We start from the raw sequence: 16,589 nt of genomic DNA, 5'->3' as shown, positions 1-16,589 counted from the left end.
AAATGGAATTTGATTTTCTAGAACCAGTTAATGACGGAATTTTAAAATTCATTAGTTCATTGTCTTCGCAAGAATTGGGTAGCAAAGTTGTTTTGCATACTCAGGATCAATTTCCGGATATCAGCAAAATTAACATTGCTATTGTAGGTGTTTTAGAAGATCGTAGAAATATTGAAATTGTAAATGAGGTAAATCTTACAGCTGTTCGTAAAAAACTTTACGGTATGTTTCCGGGTAACTGGGATGCTTCAATTGCAGATTTAGGAGATATTCTGGCAGGTGATTCTGTAGAGGATACTTATTTTGCACTTAAAAAAGTAACAGCTGCTTTAATTAAGAATAAAGTGATTCCTATAGTCCTGGGAGGTTCTCAGGATTTGACATACGCTTTATATAGAGCTTATGACGATTTAGAGCAAATGGTGAATATGGTTTCTGTAGATAACAGATTCGATTTTGGAAAAGAGAATGAAACGGTTTCTGCCAATTCTTATTTAACAAAAATCATCATTGATGAGCCTAATAATCTGTTTAATTATTGTAATATTGGCTATCAAACCTATTATAATTCGCAGGAAGAGATTGATTTGATTGAAAAGTTATTTTTTGATGCCTATCGTTTAGGAGAAATTTCAAACAAAATAGCTTTGGCAGAACCTGTTTTCAGGGATGCTGATTTGGTAAGTATCGATTTAAATTCGGTAAAGTCTTCAGATTCAGGTAATACTGTTTCTTTTGAACCAAATGGTTTCAATGGAAAAGAGATTTGCTCATTAGCAAGATATGCCGGAATTAGTGATAAAATTTCCTCAATTGGAATCTTCAATCATAATAGTACAGCACATGAATCGGCTATGATTGCTCAAATAGTGTGGTACTTTGTAGAAGGGTATCATTATCGTTCTAAGGAATATCCTTTTGGAAGCAGAACGAACTATTTAAAGTATATTGTTCCGTTAGAAGAAGAAGAATTGATATTCTATAAAAGTGACAAGACTGAACGTTGGTGGATTGAAATTCCATTCGTTTCAAACGGTCATAATAAATTGAAAAGAAATACGTTATTACCCTGTTCTTATGACGAATATTTGTGCGCTTGTAACCAAGAATTGCCAGAAAGATGGTGGAAAGCACAAAGAAAAAACGCTTTGTAAAACAGAATTTTAACTAAAATTCAAAATATCAATAATTATTAATAAATTGTTAAATAAATTTAGTAAGATAAGGTTTATAAAATATAAAATTTAACGTTTTACGTCGATTTTTCATGTTAGTTTATCGACAAAATATTTTTTTTTTATTTTATTTAACATTATTTTTGAACGGTGAAATAAATTTCGTGAGTAGTGTTGTTTTTTTAATAAATAATAAATACGTTTACGGACTTATAATAATGAATAGATAATCCCAAATTTATATGAAGAAGTTTATTGCATTTGCAGCAATGTTAACACTAGTAATCGGCTGTGGTAAGTCAGGTGACAAAGGTGAGTTAGTTGGTGTTACAGGAGGGAAATGGCATCCCGAAAAGCCATATGGAATGACTTTGGTTCCAGGTGGGTCATTTATCATGGGTAAATCAGATGCTGATTTAGCTAATGTTGAAGATGCTCCTACTAAAACTGTAACAGTTCGTTCATTTTATATGGATGAAACCGAAATCACTAACAGTGAGTATCGTCAGTTCGTAGAATGGGTAAAAGACTCTACAATGAGAGTTCGTTTAGCTATTTTGGCCGATGAAACTGGACAAAAAAGTACAGGAGATGGTAAAGGTAAAAAAGCTGGTAGCATTTCTGATTATGCATTTAACGATTCTGAGCCAGATAAAATGACGGCATATGATAAGTATATGTATGATAACTACTATAGTGTAGGAACAAAAGATGATCCTTATGCTGGTAGAAAACTAAACAAAAAAGTTAAGTTAATTAAAGATACTAAAGCTTATCCGGACGAGTATTATTCTGAAGTAATGGACTCTATGTATTTACCAATTGAAGAATCATACAATGGTTTAAGAACAGTTGATGTAAATAAATTGAAATTCCGTTATTCTTGGATGGACATTCAGGCTGCAGCAAAAGCTAAAGTTGGAAAAAGAAAAGACTTCGTAAAAACGGAACAAGTGCCAATTTATCCTGACACAACAGTTTGGATTAAAGATTTCTCTTATTCATATAATGAGCCAATGCATAATGATTATTTCTGGCACAAAGCTTACGGAGATTATCCTGTAGTAGGTGTTACTTGGAAACAAGCAAAAGCATTCTGTGCATGGAGAACCTTAAATAAAAATAGCTACATTAAATCAAAGAAAAAAGGACGTGACTTAGTAAATGCTTTCAGATTGCCAACAGAGGCAGAATGGGAGTATGCTGCAAGAGGAGGTCTGGAATCTGCTACATATCCTTGGGGTGGTCCTTACACTAAAAGTGACAGAGGTTGTTTCTTAGCAAACTTCAAACCAAGCAGAGGAGATTATGCTGCTGATGAAGCATTATATACTGTTGAAGCAAAATCATATGAAGTAAACGGATACGGATTATATAACATGGCAGGAAACGTTTCAGAGTGGACAGATTCAGCTTACAATCCAAATGCATACGAATATGTTTCTACAATGAATCCAAACGTAATTGACGGAAACAATCAAAGAAAAGTGGTTCGTGGAGGATCTTGGAAAGATGTTGCTTATTTCCTACAGGTAAGCACACGTGATCACGAATATGCAGATTCTGCAAGAAGTTACATTGGTTTCAGAACCGTACAAGATTATATGGGAACTCAGGTAACCGGAAAAAAGAAAAAGTAAGTAAATTAAATTAAATCAATAACCAAATCGAATCTATTTCAAATTAAAACCTAAAAAAAAATTATTATGGCATTATTAAGTAAAAAAGCAATGAATTTCGCTTATGGTATGGGAGCGGCAGTGGTAATCGTAGGAGCATTATTCAAAATTACTCACTTTGAAATTGGACCATTAACAGGTACTGTAATGCTTTCTGTGGGATTGTTAACTGAAGCGTTAATCTTTGCCCTTTCTGCTTTCGAACCAGTAGAAGACGAATTAGACTGGACACTTGTTTACCCTGAATTAGCTAACGGACAAGCTAGACAAAAAGCAGATAAAGTTGAGACTCCATCTGATGCTCAAGGATTATTATCTCAAAAATTAGACGTAATGTTGAAAGAAGCTAAAATTGACGGTGAGTTAATGTCAAGCTTAGGAAACAGCATTAAAAATTTCGAATCAGCTGCTAAAGGAATTGCTCCTACTGTAGATTCTATCGCTTCTACTAAAAAATATAGCGAAGAATTATCTATGGCTGCTGCTCAAATGGAATCATTAAACAGTTTATACAAAGTTCAATTAGAAAGTGCTTCAAGAAATGCTGAAGCTAATAAAGAAATTGCTGATAACGCATCTAAATTAAAAGAGCAAATGCAATCTATGACTGCAAACATTGCTTCTTTAAACAATGTTTACGGTGGTATGCTTTCTGCAATGAGTAACAAAGGATAATTAGTTTTTAACTATTATATTAAATTTATTAATAAGAACTAATTACAAAATAAAATGGCAGGAGGAAAATTAACCCCTAGACAGAAGATGATTAACCTGATGTATCTGGTTTTCATCGCAATGTTAGCAATGAACGTATCGAAAGAAGTTATTTCTGCTTTCGGTTTGATGAATGAAAAATTTGAAGCATCAAATACTTCTTCAGTTGAAACAAATACTTCATTACTACAATCTTTAGATCAAAAAGCTGCTGAAGCAAAAGGAGAATTCGCAACTGCTGCAGTTACGGCTCACAAAGTAGAATCAATCTCAAAAGAATTTTATGATTATATTGGTACTTTAAAAGCTCAGTCTATCAAAGGTTTCGAAGTAGAAAAAGAAACTGGAAAATTGCCTTACGAAGCAATGGATAGAGGAGATAATATCGACGACTGGTTTACAGGAGACGGTTACACTAAAAAAGGTAACGAAATTATCGCTAAAATTCAAAAATACAAAGCAGATTTAAAAGCTGCTTTAGGAACAGATAAAAAGTATGCAAACATTATAGCAGAGATTGAAAAGAAATTTGACGTTTCTGATGTAAAAAACAAAGAAGGTATAAAAGAAAACTACTTAGCATATCACTTTAAAGGTTTTCCTGCTATTGCTTCAGCTGCAAAACTTTCAGCTTGGCAAAATGACGTTAAAAAAGCAGAAACTGATGTTTATAACAGTGCTTTAGGAAAAGCTGCGGTTGCTGCTGCTTCTTATAGTAATTACCAAGCGATTGTTGTTTTAGATAAAAATGCTTATTTCCAAGGAGAGAAAGTAACTGGTAAGGTAGTTTTAGGTCGTTATGACGAAAACACTAAACCTACTTCATTCCAAGGTCCTGGACAAATTATCAACGGACAAGCGGTTATTTCATTAACTGCCGGAGGTGTTGGAGAGCAAAACATTAATGGTCAATTTACATTCTTAGAAGATGGTAAAAACATTCCACTTAAATTTGCTGGAACTTACGTTGTAGTACCAAGACCTAATTCAGCTACTATTTCTGCTGATAAAATGAATGTTGTTTATAGAGGTGTTGTTAACCCAATCTCTGTATCTTTCGCTGGAGTTGATGCTAACAAAATTGCAGCAAGTGCTCCAGGATTAGTATCTGCTGGTAAACCAGGTAAATATAACATGAGCCCGGGTCAAGGAACAGAAGCTACAATTGCAGTTACTGGAACATTGCCAAACGGAGATAAAGTTACAGATAAGAAAACATTTAGAATTAAAGGTATTCCTGGGCCAACAGGAACAATTAGAGGTGAGATGGGTGTTGTTAAAGGACCTAAATCAAACTTAGAGATTGCTACTATTGGTGCTAAATTACTTGATTTTGATTTTGAAGTTGGTTTAGATGTTGTTGGATTTAACTTAAAAGTAACTGGACAACCTACAGTTGTTGTTTCTGGTAACAGATTAAATGCACAATGTAAACAAATTCTTTCAAGAGCTGGAAAAGGAGATCAGGTTACTATTTCTGAAATTAAAACTAAACTTGTTGGAGCTGGTAGTTATTTATTACCAAGAACTGCTCCGGTAATTTACGAAATACAATAATAAAGTAGGTAAAACTACGTTCAATATCTTATAATGATACCACGATGAAAGTAAGAAATTTTTTAATAGCGATTGTTTCTATCGCAGGCGGATTCGCTTCTAATGCGCAATCTAATTTGCTTAACGCAAAAACACCTGAGCAGATAGGACTTAAGACTCCTGCACAGCTTATCTCAGATAATGATAAGCCATTGGCTTATGGTTATGTAGATGATAGAGATGTATTGATGGGGAAAACTACTTGGGAGATCATCGATTTGAATGAAAAGATCAACTTTCCTTTGTATTTTCCAGTAGATACAGCTAATATTGGTTCTGACAGACGTTCTTTATATGATGTTTTGACGAAAGCTATGAAAAATGGCCAAATAACTGAAGTGTATTCTGATAGTTATTTCAATACTAAAAAATCTTTGAAAGACATTCAAGGTTCATTATCTCGTATTGATACAACAGATGCTGGTAGAGAGTTAATCAATCAATATCCTGATGACTACAAAACACATGTTGTGAAGAAAAAAGTAGTTACTGGTACTGGTAAAAAGAAAGTTGTAACTTATGTTGATGAGACTGTAGGAGCAACAAGAACAGTTCCGGCTGAGTATATCTTGAAACAAGATCTTACTTCTGCAGACGTTACACAATACAAAATTAAAGGATACTGGTATTTTGACAAACGTCAAAGTGAGTTGAAATATCGTTTACTTGGAATTTGTCCTGTAACTCCGGACGTTTATACTATGAATAGTGACGAAAAGGATTATATTGAATTGTTTTGGATTTTCTATCCAAATTCAAGAGCTGCATTGCACGAAGCAAAAGCTTTTAATGACAGCAATTCAGCATTACCAATTTCTTTCGATCAAATTTTGAATTCTAGACGTTTTAATGCTATTGTTTACAAAGAAGAAAACTTGTACGGAGATCGTGAGATCAAAGAATACATGAAAGACAATGCACAAAACCAATTGTTAGAATCGGAAAGAGTAAAAGAGAAAATCCGTAATTTCGAACAAGATATGTGGAACTACTAAGTACCTGTATTACAATTATATCAAAAACTCTTACTACCTTTGTAGTAAGAGTTTTTTTTATTTTACCTACTACGCCTTTAAAATATATTCTACAAATTTTTGATACTTTCTGTAATTCTGAAATGAAATGTAGTTATGATTTTAAAAACTATCAAAAGTAGATTGACAACTACAGATTATTGTTCTTCTTAAATATTTCAAGTCGATACTATCTTAGAACCATTGAATTACTAAGAAGAAATTAGTTTGATTCTAAAATTAAATTGTCAATTACTTAATTTTAAAAAAATGTAGGAAAAATAACAATAAATAAATAAGAACTGCGTTTTGTTTAATATAAAAAGTATTACAATGAAAGTGAAAAGTTTTTTAATAGTTATTGTTTGTATTGCTGGTTGTTTTATATCCAGTGCTCAATCAAATTTGCTTAATGCAAAAACAGCCGATCAGATAGGGCTTAAGACCGCTGCACAGCAGATTTCTGATAACGATAAGCCATTGGCTTACGGTTATATAGATGATAGAGATGTATTGATGGGGAAAACTACATGGGAGATTATAGATTTGAATGAAAAAATCAATTTCCCACTATATTTTCCGGTAGATACGGCTAATATTGGTTCTGATAGAAGATCACTTTACGATGTTTTGACGAAAGCTATTAGAAATGGCAGAATATCAGAAGTGTATTCGGATAGTTATTTCAATACTAAAAAATCTTTGAAAGATATTCAGGGTTCATTATCTCGCGTTGATACCACAGATGCCGGTAGAGAGTTAATCAATCAATATCCTGATGATTACAGGACACGTATTGTTAAGAAAAAAGTAGTTACCGGAACTGGTAAAAAGAAAGTTGTGAGTTATGTTGATCAGACAGTAGGACCAACCAGAACGATTCCTGCAGAGTATATTCTGAAGCAAGATCTTACTGCTGCAGATGTTACACAATACAAAATTAAAGGATATTGGTATTTTGACAAACGCCAGAGTGAGTTGAAATATCGTTTACTCGGAATTTGCCCTGTAACTCCGGACGTTTATACTATGAATGAAGACGAAAAGGATTATATCGAATTATTCTGGGTTTTCTTCCCGAATGCCCGAGAAGTTCTACACGAAGCAAAAGCCTTTAACGATGTCAATTCTGCACAACCCATTTCTTTCGATCAAATATTAAATTCAAGACATTTTAATGCTATTATCTATAAAGAGGAAAATATGTATGGAGATCGTGAGATTAAAGATTACATGAAAGATAATGCACAAAATCAGTTATTAGAATCGGAAAGAGTGAAAGAGAAAATCCGAAATTTCGAACAAGATATGTGGAACTACTAAGTTGCCATATCACATTATAACAAAAACTCTTATTACCTTTGTAGTAAGAGTTTTTCTTTATTTATTATTTGCAAAAAATGATTGATTATTTAATTGTCGGATCTGGATTGGCTGGAATTTCATTTGCTGAGATCGCCCTTAAAAACAATAAATCTATTTTACTGATTGATAATAAATCGCAAGTTTCATCAAAAGTGGCTGGCGGTTTGTATAATCCTGTAATTTTAAAACGCTTTAGCGAAGTTTGGAAAGCGGAAGAACAATTGGTTTTAATGGACGAATTTTACAATCAAATAGAAGATAAACTACAGACCAGATTTAATTTCAAACTCCCTATTCTCAGGAAATTTTTCTCAATAGAAGAACAAAATAATTGGTTTGCAGCTTCAGACAAAAAGAACTTAGCGCCTTTTCTATCTACAAAATTAATTCCTAAAAAATATAATGGTATTGATTCACCATACGATTATGGAGAAGTCTTGCATACAGGTTATGTGGATACAGCTTTGTTATTAGATACTTACAAAGAATATTTACTGAAAAATAATTTATTGCTGGAAGAATTTTTTGATTCCGGTTATATTGAGTTTTTTGATTATGGAATTCAATACAAAAACATTCAGGCACGTCATATTATTTTTGCAGAAGGTTTTGGACTGCATAAAAACCCTTTCTTTAATTACTTGCCTTTGGATGGAACAAAAGGGGAATTGTTTATCATTAAAGCACCGGATTTAAACCTGGATGTTATTATAAATACAAGTGTTTTTATATTGCCATTAGGCGGTCATTTATTTAAAGTAGGAGCAACATACAACTGGCAGGATAAAACAGATGCACCTACTGAAGGAGGAAAACAGGAACTTTTAGAGCGAATTAAAGAAATTCTGAATTGCGATTTTGAAATTGTAAAACATTTTGGAGGCGTTCGCCCAACAGTTAAGGACAGAAGACCTTTGATTGGTACTCATCATGAACGTAAAGCATTGCATATTCTTAACGGATTAGGAACTCGAGGTGTAATGCTTGGACCAGCGATGGCAAAAGCTTTATTTGATAAAATTGAAAATGAAATTCCTTTAGATCCTGAAATTGATATTCAGCGATTTCATAAAAAATATTTAAAAACGCTTATTTTAGACCGGCCTTAGGATCATAAGAAACAAACATATTAATATATAAATTTCTGGAAAGTCTTAAAACAAATGGAAATAATAGAATCAGCGTAATGACGATTGCTATAAACGATTCTCCAATTGTTGCTTTTAAAAAGACAAACGAAACAATAAAAGCAGCAATTCCAACGGCAACATTTAGTCCGTAACTTACATACATTGCGCCGTAAAAAAAGGAAGGTTCAATTTGATATTTTAATCCACAGTGACTACAATTCTCATTCATTTTGAGAACTTTAGTCAAGTGAAGAGGATTTTTGTCCGAATACATGCTCTCATTTTGACATTTTGGACAACTTCCTGTTAAAATACTATTTAGTTTGGATCCTTTTTTTAACATTTGCAAAAAATTAATATTCCCATTAATTCGGGAGTGTAAATTTACATAATCAATTAGTTATAAAATAACAATACATGCTTAATATACATAATTTATCGGTTTCTTTCGGAGGTTCTTATTTGTTTGAAGAAGTAACTTTTCGTCTGGGAGCTGGTGATCGAGTAGGACTTGTCGGAAAAAACGGTGCAGGAAAATCAACAATGCTAAAAATTCTGGCCGGAGATTTTAAACCGGATTCCGGGCAAATCGCTACTGAGAAAGAAGTAAGAATGGGTTTCTTGCGTCAGGACATCGATTTTGAACAAGGTAGAACCGTTCTTGAAGAAGCTTACGAAGCTTTTACAGATATTAAAATTGTTGAAAAAAAATTAGAACAAATCAATCATCAATTGGTAACCAGAACCGATTATGAAAGTGAAGAATACAGCCAGATCATTGAAGATTTATCTGATTACACACATCGTTTTGAACTTCTTGGAGGTTATAATTATGTTGGAGATACAGAGAAAATTCTTTTAGGTCTAGGTTTTAAAAGGGAAGTTTTTAACAACCAAACCGAAACATTTTCTGGAGGTTGGAGAATGCGTATCGAGTTGGCTAAATTATTATTGCAAGCAAATGATGTATTGCTTCTGGATGAGCCAACCAATCACCTGGATATCGAAAGTATCATTTGGTTAGAGAGTTTCCTTCGTAATTATCCTGGAGTTGTAGTGATTGTATCGCACGATAAAATGTTTTTAGATAACGTTACGAATCGTACAATCGAAATCTCTTTAGGAAAAGCATACGATTTTAATAAACCCTATTCTCAATATTTAGAATTGCGTCATGAAATTCGTGAAAAGCAATTAGCAACTCAAAAGAATCAGGCAAAGAAAATTGAAGAAACAGAAAAATTAATCGAAAAATTCCGTGCAAAAGCTTCAAAAGCTTCGATGGCGCAATCGTTGATTAAAAAATTAGATAAAGTCGAAAGAATTGAAGTTGATGAAGACGACAATTCTGTTATGAATATTTCTTTTCCGGTATCAAAAGAACCTGGAAGAGTTGTAGTAGAAGCTGAGCACGTAACAAAAGCTTACGGAGATAAAGTTATCTTAAAAGATATTGATCTACTGGTAGAACGTGGTAGTAAAATTGCATTTGTTGGTCAAAACGGTCAGGGAAAATCAACCTTTATCAAAGCCATAGTAAATGAATTTGAATACCAAGGTAATATTAAATTGGGTCACAATGTACAGTTAGGTTATTTTGCTCAAAATCAGGCAGAATATCTTGACGGAGAAATTACATTGCTGCAAACTATGGAAGACGCCGCAACAGATACCAACCGTTCAAAAGTTCGTGATATGTTAGGTTCGTTCTTATTCCGCGGTGATGATGTCGAGAAAAAAGTAAAAGTACTTTCAGGTGGAGAACGTAACCGTTTGGCGCTTTGTAAATTGTTATTACAGCCAATTAACGTTTTGCTAATGGATGAGCCTACCAACCACTTAGATATCAAATCTAAGAACGTTTTAAAGGCTGCTCTTCAAAAATTTGGCGGAACTTTATTATTGGTGTCTCACGATAGAGATTTCCTTGTAGGTATGTCGAATATCGTTTATGAATTTAAAGATCAAAAAATAAAAGAATATTTAGGCGATATCAACTATTTCTTAGAACAACGCAACCTTGAAAATATGCGTGAAGTTGAGAAAAAAGATGTTGCCAAAGCTGCTGCTCCAAAAGAAAACAACAAAACTTCATACGAAGATCAGAAAAAAGGAAAATCGCTGCAGAACAAATTAAGTAAAGTCGAAAGCCAAATCAAGCAATTAGAAAGAGACATTCAGCACGACGATAAATTGTTGGCTTCGAGTTACGATAAACATATAGAAGATGCGTCTTTTTTCACCGCTTACAAGAAAAAGAAAAAAGACCTTGATCAATTACTTTTAGATTGGGAAGTTGTTCAGGAAGAGATAGATAATTTCAACGCATAAGATAATTTTCAGGAGCTAATCCAGCTTTTCGTTACAAGTCCTCACAAAAAAAATGCATTTCTAATGTTGCAAAAAGAGCTTCTTTCAGTCGCTTTTTTTTAACAAGAAATGCAATTTTTTTTGCTCCGGGCTTTCACTTCAATCTGGGCTAGGAAATCGAGTTTAGAGTTTTTTTTTGTTTTAAGTTTCAGGTTTTCTGCACAATTAATCGTAACGATATAAAGGCCTAGTGTGTCATTTCGACGGAGGAGAAATCACACTAGAAACTCCATAAAGAAACTCATGAATCTTTGTCGAATTCCGAGTGTTATTTCTCCCTTCGGTCGAAATAACAAAACTAGAAATCACTTAATAATCCCAATAGATTTTGAGTGCATAATTGCTTCGCTGCTGTCTTTAAAGTAACAAACAGATACGTCAAGCGTTTCCATGTTTTTCATGATTTTTTCGACTTCAGGTTTTTGAGCTCTTCCTGTTTGTCTTATGTAAACAGCAATAACCGTAACGGGAAAAATTTTGCAAATTCGCTCATACAAAATCGGATCGTGTTGAGAATCATCTCCCAATAAAACATATTTAAGATTAGGATAAAATTCTAATACGTGTTTGATCTTCTCAAATTTATGATCGTGATTTCCTCTTCCGCTCATAAAAAAATCAGTAATCCCTCGTTTTATATCTTTCAATAAAATAACAGCTCGAGGTAATTGGTGCATTTTGGTAAACTTTACAATAAATCCATATAAATTCCATTCACTGCTCGAGATATAAAAAAAAGCATTTTCCTCTTCCTTATTGTTTCTTCCGGCAGAACTTAGGGCCTGATAATGCGGAACAACATCTTTAAATACCTTTCTGTCATTCACATTTTTAAACAAAAGAATGTACATTTTCTTGAAAACATTACGAGTATGCGAAATCAAAAAAGTATCATCAATATCAGATATAATTCCCAGATTTCCTTGGTGAGGCCTTATAAAACTGCCTTTAGAAATGATGGTTTCTCCCTCATATTTTAAACTGACTTCATATTCCATCCACCCAAAATTAGATTCTTTTTCGAGCGGAATACAAAATTTAAAATAACCATCGTCTAATGTTTTAGAGTGAATAATTTCCTGATTTCCACACTTAAGATAAACATCATAATTTTTAATAGTTTGTATCCTAAACTGATTAATTACGGAAGTAGCGTTTTTAAAGTTTTTTTTCTGAAAATCATAATCATAAGTTCTCTTAAAAACATGTCCCATCACAATTAATTCTTGTTGATTAGCATAACCGCGATATAATTGTAGGATTGGTTTCATTAATTGTGTATTTTTATAGGAGACTGTAAATTAATTATTTTAATCGGTATTAAAAATAAAATGTTGAAAAAGAATATCATTTTTGTTGTAAATCCTATTTCGGGAGATCTGGATAAATCAGATTTAATTGCTAGCGTAGAAGAGTTTGCGACCACAAACCATTTTAATTTAGTAGTTTACGAAACTACTGGCGAACGAGATGAGCATCAGATACAATCACTATATAATAAGCACCTGCCTGAACGAATTATCGTAGCCGGAGGCGATGGAACCATAAAAATGGTTGCCGAAGCTGTGGAACATCATGATGTAATCATTGGTATTTTGCCTGCAGGAAGCGCAAACGGGCTTTCTGTTGACTTAAATTTACCCGTTACGATTGAAGAAAATTTGAAAATTGCATTTTCAAATCGTTTTATCGAGATGGATATGATTTGCATCAACGGCAAAAAAAGTATTCATTTAAGCGATATTGGTATCAATGCCGATTTGGTGAAAAATTATGAGGAAAGTAATATGCGCGGTTTTTGGGGTTATGCATTGCAGGCCTATACAACTTTGAAAGATTCAGATGAGCCTTTTACAGCCACAATTACAGCCAATAATCAAACTGTTGAACATACGGCAAGAATAGTTGTGATTGCCAATTCTCAAAAATACGGAACCGGAGTAATTATTAATCCGCATGGTACAATGAACGATGGTAAATTTGAATTGGTAATTCTGAAAAGCCTTGATATTTTCCTGCTCGGAAAAATCATTACAGGAAACATGCCCATAGATTCAGAAGATATCGTAATTATTTCGACAGATAAAGCGACTGTAAAAACAAATGCTCCGGTTAATTTTCAAATTGATGGTGAATATTGCGGCGCTCAGACTTCGTTAGAAATTAATATCCTGCACAAACAAATGAAGATTGCTGTTCCTTAAAAAGCGCTATAATAATGCTTTGATAAAGTTCTAAACCTTGTCAAAGCTATTATTTAAAAGGATTTCGTTCCTGCCAATCCATTTTAGGTTCGAGATAATTAAAGAAACGAGCAATATTATGATTGATCAGCGCATTGGTATGTGTAATTAAACCGTACATTTTTACAGGTTTTGCGCCAACAGAACTTTTAATTTCGAGTGCAGTTCTGGCAAAAACGATTTCCTTAAACCCTTGATTTATAGAATAGGCAATCATGTCGTACAGCATATTTAAATATAACATTTTCTCGCGCTGAATACCTTCATTGTAACCCAGAAAATAAGTATCCATTACATTTCCGTTTTTGATAAGCGTGTTAAAACCAATTAGTTCTCCGTTTAAAAAATAACCATAAAAAAGAAAATCATCTTTCATGATTTCTTTAAAAAAGCTAAAATGATTTCGGGCTAAGAAAAAAGTATTGAAAGGCGCATTTTTAGCCACATGAAAATATAAATCGTAAATAACATCTTCATATTGTTGAATGTCAGACAAAGCCATTTTTTGTTTTTCGATTCCTTCGGCTTTCTTTCTGGCACGTTTGTATTGATCACGATATTTTTTTGACAAAGCATCAATATAATCCTGTTCAGTTTTCCAATTATCATTGATTTCAAAAATCATATTGGGCTGCGTCGAAAACGTATAATTGTTTTTAAATTCAGCTTGCAACGGTTCAATTTCTGTTGCTGTAAAATCTTTTATGCTGGTTATGTGAACTTTTTTTCCATTTGCCTTTAAATCTTTTTTAAGCTGATTAATGGCTTTATGAAGCGTTTTAATTCCTTTTGATTCATTTATTGTTTTATCAAAAGCAAAAGCATTTTGTCCTGTTAGCATATTGTTTCCGACGAACAATACGTGCGAAGCAAAATTTTTAAAAGCAAAATTACGGACAGAAGTTTTTAAGCATTGATCGCGTTCTCCAAAAGATTCGAGTTTTTCTGCAAATAAAAATTGGGTTAAAACAATTCCAATAAGTTTTTCCTCTTCGTCAAAAATTCCAATAAAATGACAAATCATATTTATTGGCGAAGACTTTTCAAGGACTTCGAGATATTCCCGTGTCAAAAAAATATTTTCAGTTGCAAGCGAATTCCATTCTAAAGGTAGTAATGATGCGCTATTGTATATTTCGAAAGAATAAGTTGTAGTCAAAAGTGTGAGCTAATTTCTTCAAAATTAGATAATATTTATAATAACTCGTCTGGTTTAAGTTATTATTAAGAAAACCCGTTTGAGGTTTCAGTTCAAACGGGTTTTGTTTATAATTTTTTTAGGCAAATCCACAAATGATTCCGCCCATTAAAGTCAAAGTAACAATCCAAAATCCCGCGTGAATCAAAATATATTTCCAGGATTTTCTTTCAAATAAAGAATTGATACCAATTACCGGAAAAGCAAAAAAGAGACCCGACAAAAAGCCATGAAGTGCTCCATGCTTAAATGTACGATAAGCCGTTCCATAATCAGCCATGAAAGCAGCAAACGAAGGTTTTGCATCTGCTAACAAAGGTGGACCGCCAACCATTCCGACAGCTCCGGATTGATGAATTGTTAACGACATTAATGTCATTGTTATCATCAAAGAAAAAACATACGTTAATCCAAAAATTTTAAGCATGTTTCCAGTTTTAAGCTCTTCCTGAGTCAGGTTGTTTTCCTTCATCCAGATCGTTCCAAAAACATTTGGATGATACCAAATAAAACCAACTACAAGTGTGACAATTCCTGCAAGTAGTAATGCAATAAAGTTAATTTCCATATTATGAGGTTTTTATAATTAGTTATTCAAATTTAATCAAAAAAAGTTAACCATATATTTTTATAAAAGTAATAAAAATAGTATTAAATATTTACTTATTAACAGTTTGTCGACATTTTGTGCTGAATGTCTATAAAATTTATAATTTTACAGTTTACAACAACCCCAAATCTTTGTTTAATAATAATTTTGAAGGAGAAATTCCGAAAGAATTAGAAAAATACATAATTTATCTAAAATAAATCTTTCTTATAATCATTTTAAAGGAAGCGTTTCTAAAGATTTAACTTTACTACACGCTTTAAATATGACTATGTTTGACGAAAACGGAAATCCATTTTTATTAGGAATAAATACTGAAAAAGAAGCCATAATAATAACCAAAAATGAATAATGCTTATGAATTAAAGTTACTATCAGTTAATTATTAAAACCGTAATTATACGGTTTTTTTTATGCTGTAAAGTTTCGAATGAATTTAATATGAGTAACTATAAATTATGTTAACTTTGTGCCGAATTGATATTTTAAGATCAGTTTGTAAAACAATTTACTTTTTTTCATAACTTTAATTTTGAATTCGGCAAGAAAGAGTTGAGTGGTGAAAAAACAATTAAAAACTTAAAAACTTAAATACTAAAATTATGGTAGTACAGTATCAGGGTGAACAATACGGAAAATCTACAACATTTACGATAAGAATTATTGGAAACAACCTTTCTAAAAGCAGTTCTAATTATCAAATTGATTTATTGGTTGGAGATAAACAATTACCGACTTTTACCACATCAATTCACCAAAGTTTGTCGAATTGCTTAAAAGAAATCTACTTATTCAGAAAGCATAACGGAATTAAATTCAACGAATCTTCAGAGAAAATAGCACCAAAATTAGTGCCTTATGATTTGGTTTTATTCAACTATAATAAATATGCTTTGTTTATGGCGTAAGCTTTAAATGTAAATTTAAAATATATAAAGACTGTTTCCTTTTGGGAAATGGTCTTTTTTTTGTTTTAAATGAAATATTTAAATGATTTTTTTTATCATAAACATAAGAACAAACCTTCAAATAAATAGATTTTGGAGGTTTTTTTAATTTGACTTAGATTGATTTTATAGTTTGACTAATAGATTTTAAAAAAAATATTCCAAAATGAGGAAAGCCGTAAAGTTTTAACAGATTAGATATTTAGATTTGCGCGCAAATCTATACTAAACCAAAACTTTATCATCAAATACGCTTATGAAAAAACTTTACCTATTACTTCTTATTTTATTGCCCTTTTTTACTTACTGCCAGGATATTCTTTGGGAAAAATCATATGGAGGACAGCACGCAGACTACCTTTTTGATGCGCAGCCCACAGCCGATTACGGTTTTATTTTGGCAGGAAGCTCCCTTTCTAATAAAACAGGAAATAAAAATGATGATAACCACGGAGACCTGGATTATTGGATCTGGAAAATGAACGAAAAAGGAGATCTTGACTGGCAGAAAAGTATTGGAGGAAGCGGTTTTGACTTACTACAAAGCAT

At 32.5% G+C, this 16,589-nt stretch carries 14 protein-coding genes and 1 pseudogene; 11 read left to right on the top strand and 4 right to left on the bottom strand.

The window, feature by feature from the left end; translation table 11 throughout:
• The first annotated feature begins 2 nt into the window (after positions 1 to 2).
• The 7 genes from EV143_RS06575 (at position 3) to EV143_RS06545 (ending at position 8,651) form a co-directional block, all read left to right on the top strand.
• Entirely contained in the window at positions 3 to 1,154 is a 1,152-nt protein-coding gene (locus EV143_RS06575) for a formimidoylglutamase (RefSeq protein WP_133507182.1), read from the top strand.
• Positions 1,155 to 1,417: 263 nt separating this feature from the next.
• Positions 1,418 to 2,815: a T9SS ring complex lipoprotein PorK/GldK gene (porK, locus tag EV143_RS06570; RefSeq protein ID WP_133507181.1), complete on the top strand. Its 1,398-nt coding sequence runs from the start codon at positions 1,418 to 1,420 to the stop codon at positions 2,813 to 2,815.
• Positions 2,816 to 2,881: 66 nt separating this feature from the next.
• Complete coding sequence (gene porL / locus EV143_RS06565) at positions 2,882 to 3,529, top strand: type IX secretion system motor protein PorL/GldL (RefSeq protein WP_133507180.1); 648 nt, start codon at positions 2,882 to 2,884, stop codon at positions 3,527 to 3,529.
• Between the two features lie 54 nt (positions 3,530 to 3,583).
• Complete coding sequence (porM, locus tag EV143_RS06560; protein ID WP_133507179.1) at positions 3,584 to 5,125, top strand: type IX secretion system motor protein PorM/GldM; 1,542 nt, start codon at positions 3,584 to 3,586, stop codon at positions 5,123 to 5,125.
• Between the two features lie 44 nt (positions 5,126 to 5,169).
• Positions 5,170 to 6,159 carry a type IX secretion system ring subunit PorN/GldN gene (gene porN, locus EV143_RS06555; protein ID WP_133507178.1) on the top strand — a complete coding sequence of 330 codons (990 nt, stop codon included), beginning with the start codon at positions 5,170 to 5,172 and terminating at the stop codon, positions 6,157 to 6,159.
• A 351-nt stretch (positions 6,160 to 6,510) separates the two neighbouring features.
• Positions 6,511 to 7,500 (top strand): type IX secretion system ring subunit PorN/GldN, encoded by a 990-nt coding sequence (gene porN / locus EV143_RS06550; protein WP_133507177.1) that lies wholly within the window; start codon positions 6,511 to 6,513, stop codon positions 7,498 to 7,500.
• Between the two features lie 77 nt (positions 7,501 to 7,577).
• Positions 7,578 to 8,651: an NAD(P)/FAD-dependent oxidoreductase gene (locus EV143_RS06545; protein ID WP_133507176.1), complete on the top strand. Its 1,074-nt coding sequence runs from the start codon at positions 7,578 to 7,580 to the stop codon at positions 8,649 to 8,651.
• Here the strand turns inward: EV143_RS06545 and EV143_RS06540 are convergent.
• Positions 8,632 to 9,015, bottom strand: coding sequence for a DUF983 domain-containing protein (locus EV143_RS06540; protein ID WP_133507175.1), 384 nt, complete (start codon positions 9,013 to 9,015; stop codon positions 8,632 to 8,634). The genes EV143_RS06545 and EV143_RS06540 overlap by 20 nt on opposite strands.
• 74 nt (positions 9,016 to 9,089) lie before the next feature.
• Between EV143_RS06540 and EV143_RS06535 the strand changes: the two genes are divergently transcribed.
• On the top strand, positions 9,090 to 11,003 hold the full coding sequence (locus EV143_RS06535) for an ABC-F family ATP-binding cassette domain-containing protein (protein ID WP_133507174.1): 1,914 nt from the start codon (positions 9,090 to 9,092) through the stop codon (positions 11,001 to 11,003).
• A 344-nt stretch (positions 11,004 to 11,347) separates the two neighbouring features.
• Here EV143_RS06535 and EV143_RS06530 read toward each other — a convergent pair whose 3' ends face one another.
• Positions 11,348 to 12,313 carry an App1 family protein gene (locus EV143_RS06530; protein WP_133507173.1) on the bottom strand — a complete coding sequence of 322 codons (966 nt, stop codon included), beginning with the start codon at positions 12,311 to 12,313 and terminating at the stop codon, positions 11,348 to 11,350.
• A gap of 63 nt (positions 12,314 to 12,376) precedes the next feature.
• Between EV143_RS06530 and EV143_RS06525 the strand changes: the two genes are divergently transcribed.
• Positions 12,377 to 13,246, top strand: coding sequence for a diacylglycerol/lipid kinase family protein (locus EV143_RS06525; protein WP_133507616.1), 870 nt, complete (start codon positions 12,377 to 12,379; stop codon positions 13,244 to 13,246).
• Positions 13,247 to 13,295: 49 nt separating this feature from the next.
• Here the strand turns inward: EV143_RS06525 and EV143_RS06520 are convergent, their stop codons facing one another.
• Together EV143_RS06520 and EV143_RS06515 are read right to left on the bottom strand one after the other, a co-directional pair.
• Positions 13,296 to 14,444: a GNAT family N-acetyltransferase gene (locus EV143_RS06520; RefSeq protein WP_133507172.1), complete on the bottom strand. Its 1,149-nt coding sequence runs from the start codon at positions 14,442 to 14,444 to the stop codon at positions 13,296 to 13,298.
• A gap of 118 nt (positions 14,445 to 14,562) precedes the next feature.
• Positions 14,563 to 15,051 carry a DUF1761 domain-containing protein gene (locus EV143_RS06515; protein ID WP_133507171.1) on the bottom strand — a complete coding sequence of 163 codons (489 nt, stop codon included), beginning with the start codon at positions 15,049 to 15,051 and terminating at the stop codon, positions 14,563 to 14,565.
• A 644-nt stretch (positions 15,052 to 15,695) separates the two neighbouring features.
• Here EV143_RS06515 and EV143_RS06505 point away from each other — a divergent pair.
• Positions 15,696 to 16,001 carry a hypothetical protein gene (locus tag EV143_RS06505; RefSeq protein WP_059115897.1) on the top strand — a complete coding sequence of 102 codons (306 nt, stop codon included), beginning with the start codon at positions 15,696 to 15,698 and terminating at the stop codon, positions 15,999 to 16,001.
• Positions 16,002 to 16,296: 295 nt separating this feature from the next.
• Positions 16,297 to 16,589 (top strand): annotated as a pseudogene (locus EV143_RS06500) (T9SS type A sorting domain-containing protein); the annotation flags it as partial.

It is taken from the genome of Flavobacterium chryseum, from assembly GCF_004362015.1.
Taxonomy (GTDB): Bacteria; Bacteroidota; Bacteroidia; order Flavobacteriales; family Flavobacteriaceae; genus Flavobacterium.
The sequence above is the reverse complement of the archived record's forward strand: the minus strand, read 5'-3'. Positions and strand labels throughout refer to the sequence as shown.

Bases quoted from the DNA above. Each gene is read 5' to 3' on its own strand.
- EV143_RS06575 (WP_133507182.1), top strand. From the start codon at position 3: ATGGAATTTGATTTTCTAGAACCAGTTAATGACGGAATTTTAAAATTC.
- porK (WP_133507181.1), top strand. From the start codon at position 1,418: ATGAAGAAGTTTATTGCATTTGCAGCAATGTTAACACTAGTAATCGGC.
- porL (WP_133507180.1), top strand. From the start codon at position 2,882: ATGGCATTATTAAGTAAAAAAGCAATGAATTTCGCTTATGGTATGGGA.
- porM (WP_133507179.1), top strand. From the start codon at position 3,584: ATGGCAGGAGGAAAATTAACCCCTAGACAGAAGATGATTAACCTGATG.
- porN (WP_133507178.1), top strand. From the start codon at position 5,170: ATGAAAGTAAGAAATTTTTTAATAGCGATTGTTTCTATCGCAGGCGGA.
- porN (WP_133507177.1), top strand. From the start codon at position 6,511: ATGAAAGTGAAAAGTTTTTTAATAGTTATTGTTTGTATTGCTGGTTGT.
- EV143_RS06545 (WP_133507176.1), top strand. From the start codon at position 7,578: ATGATTGATTATTTAATTGTCGGATCTGGATTGGCTGGAATTTCATTT.
- EV143_RS06540 (WP_133507175.1), bottom strand. From the start codon at position 9,015: ATGTTAAAAAAAGGATCCAAACTAAATAGTATTTTAACAGGAAGTTGT.
- EV143_RS06535 (WP_133507174.1), top strand. From the start codon at position 9,090: ATGCTTAATATACATAATTTATCGGTTTCTTTCGGAGGTTCTTATTTG.
- EV143_RS06530 (WP_133507173.1), bottom strand. From the start codon at position 12,313: ATGAAACCAATCCTACAATTATATCGCGGTTATGCTAATCAACAAGAA.
- EV143_RS06515 (WP_133507171.1), bottom strand. From the start codon at position 15,051: ATGGAAATTAACTTTATTGCATTACTACTTGCAGGAATTGTCACACTT.
- EV143_RS06505 (WP_059115897.1), top strand. From the start codon at position 15,696: ATGGTAGTACAGTATCAGGGTGAACAATACGGAAAATCTACAACATTT.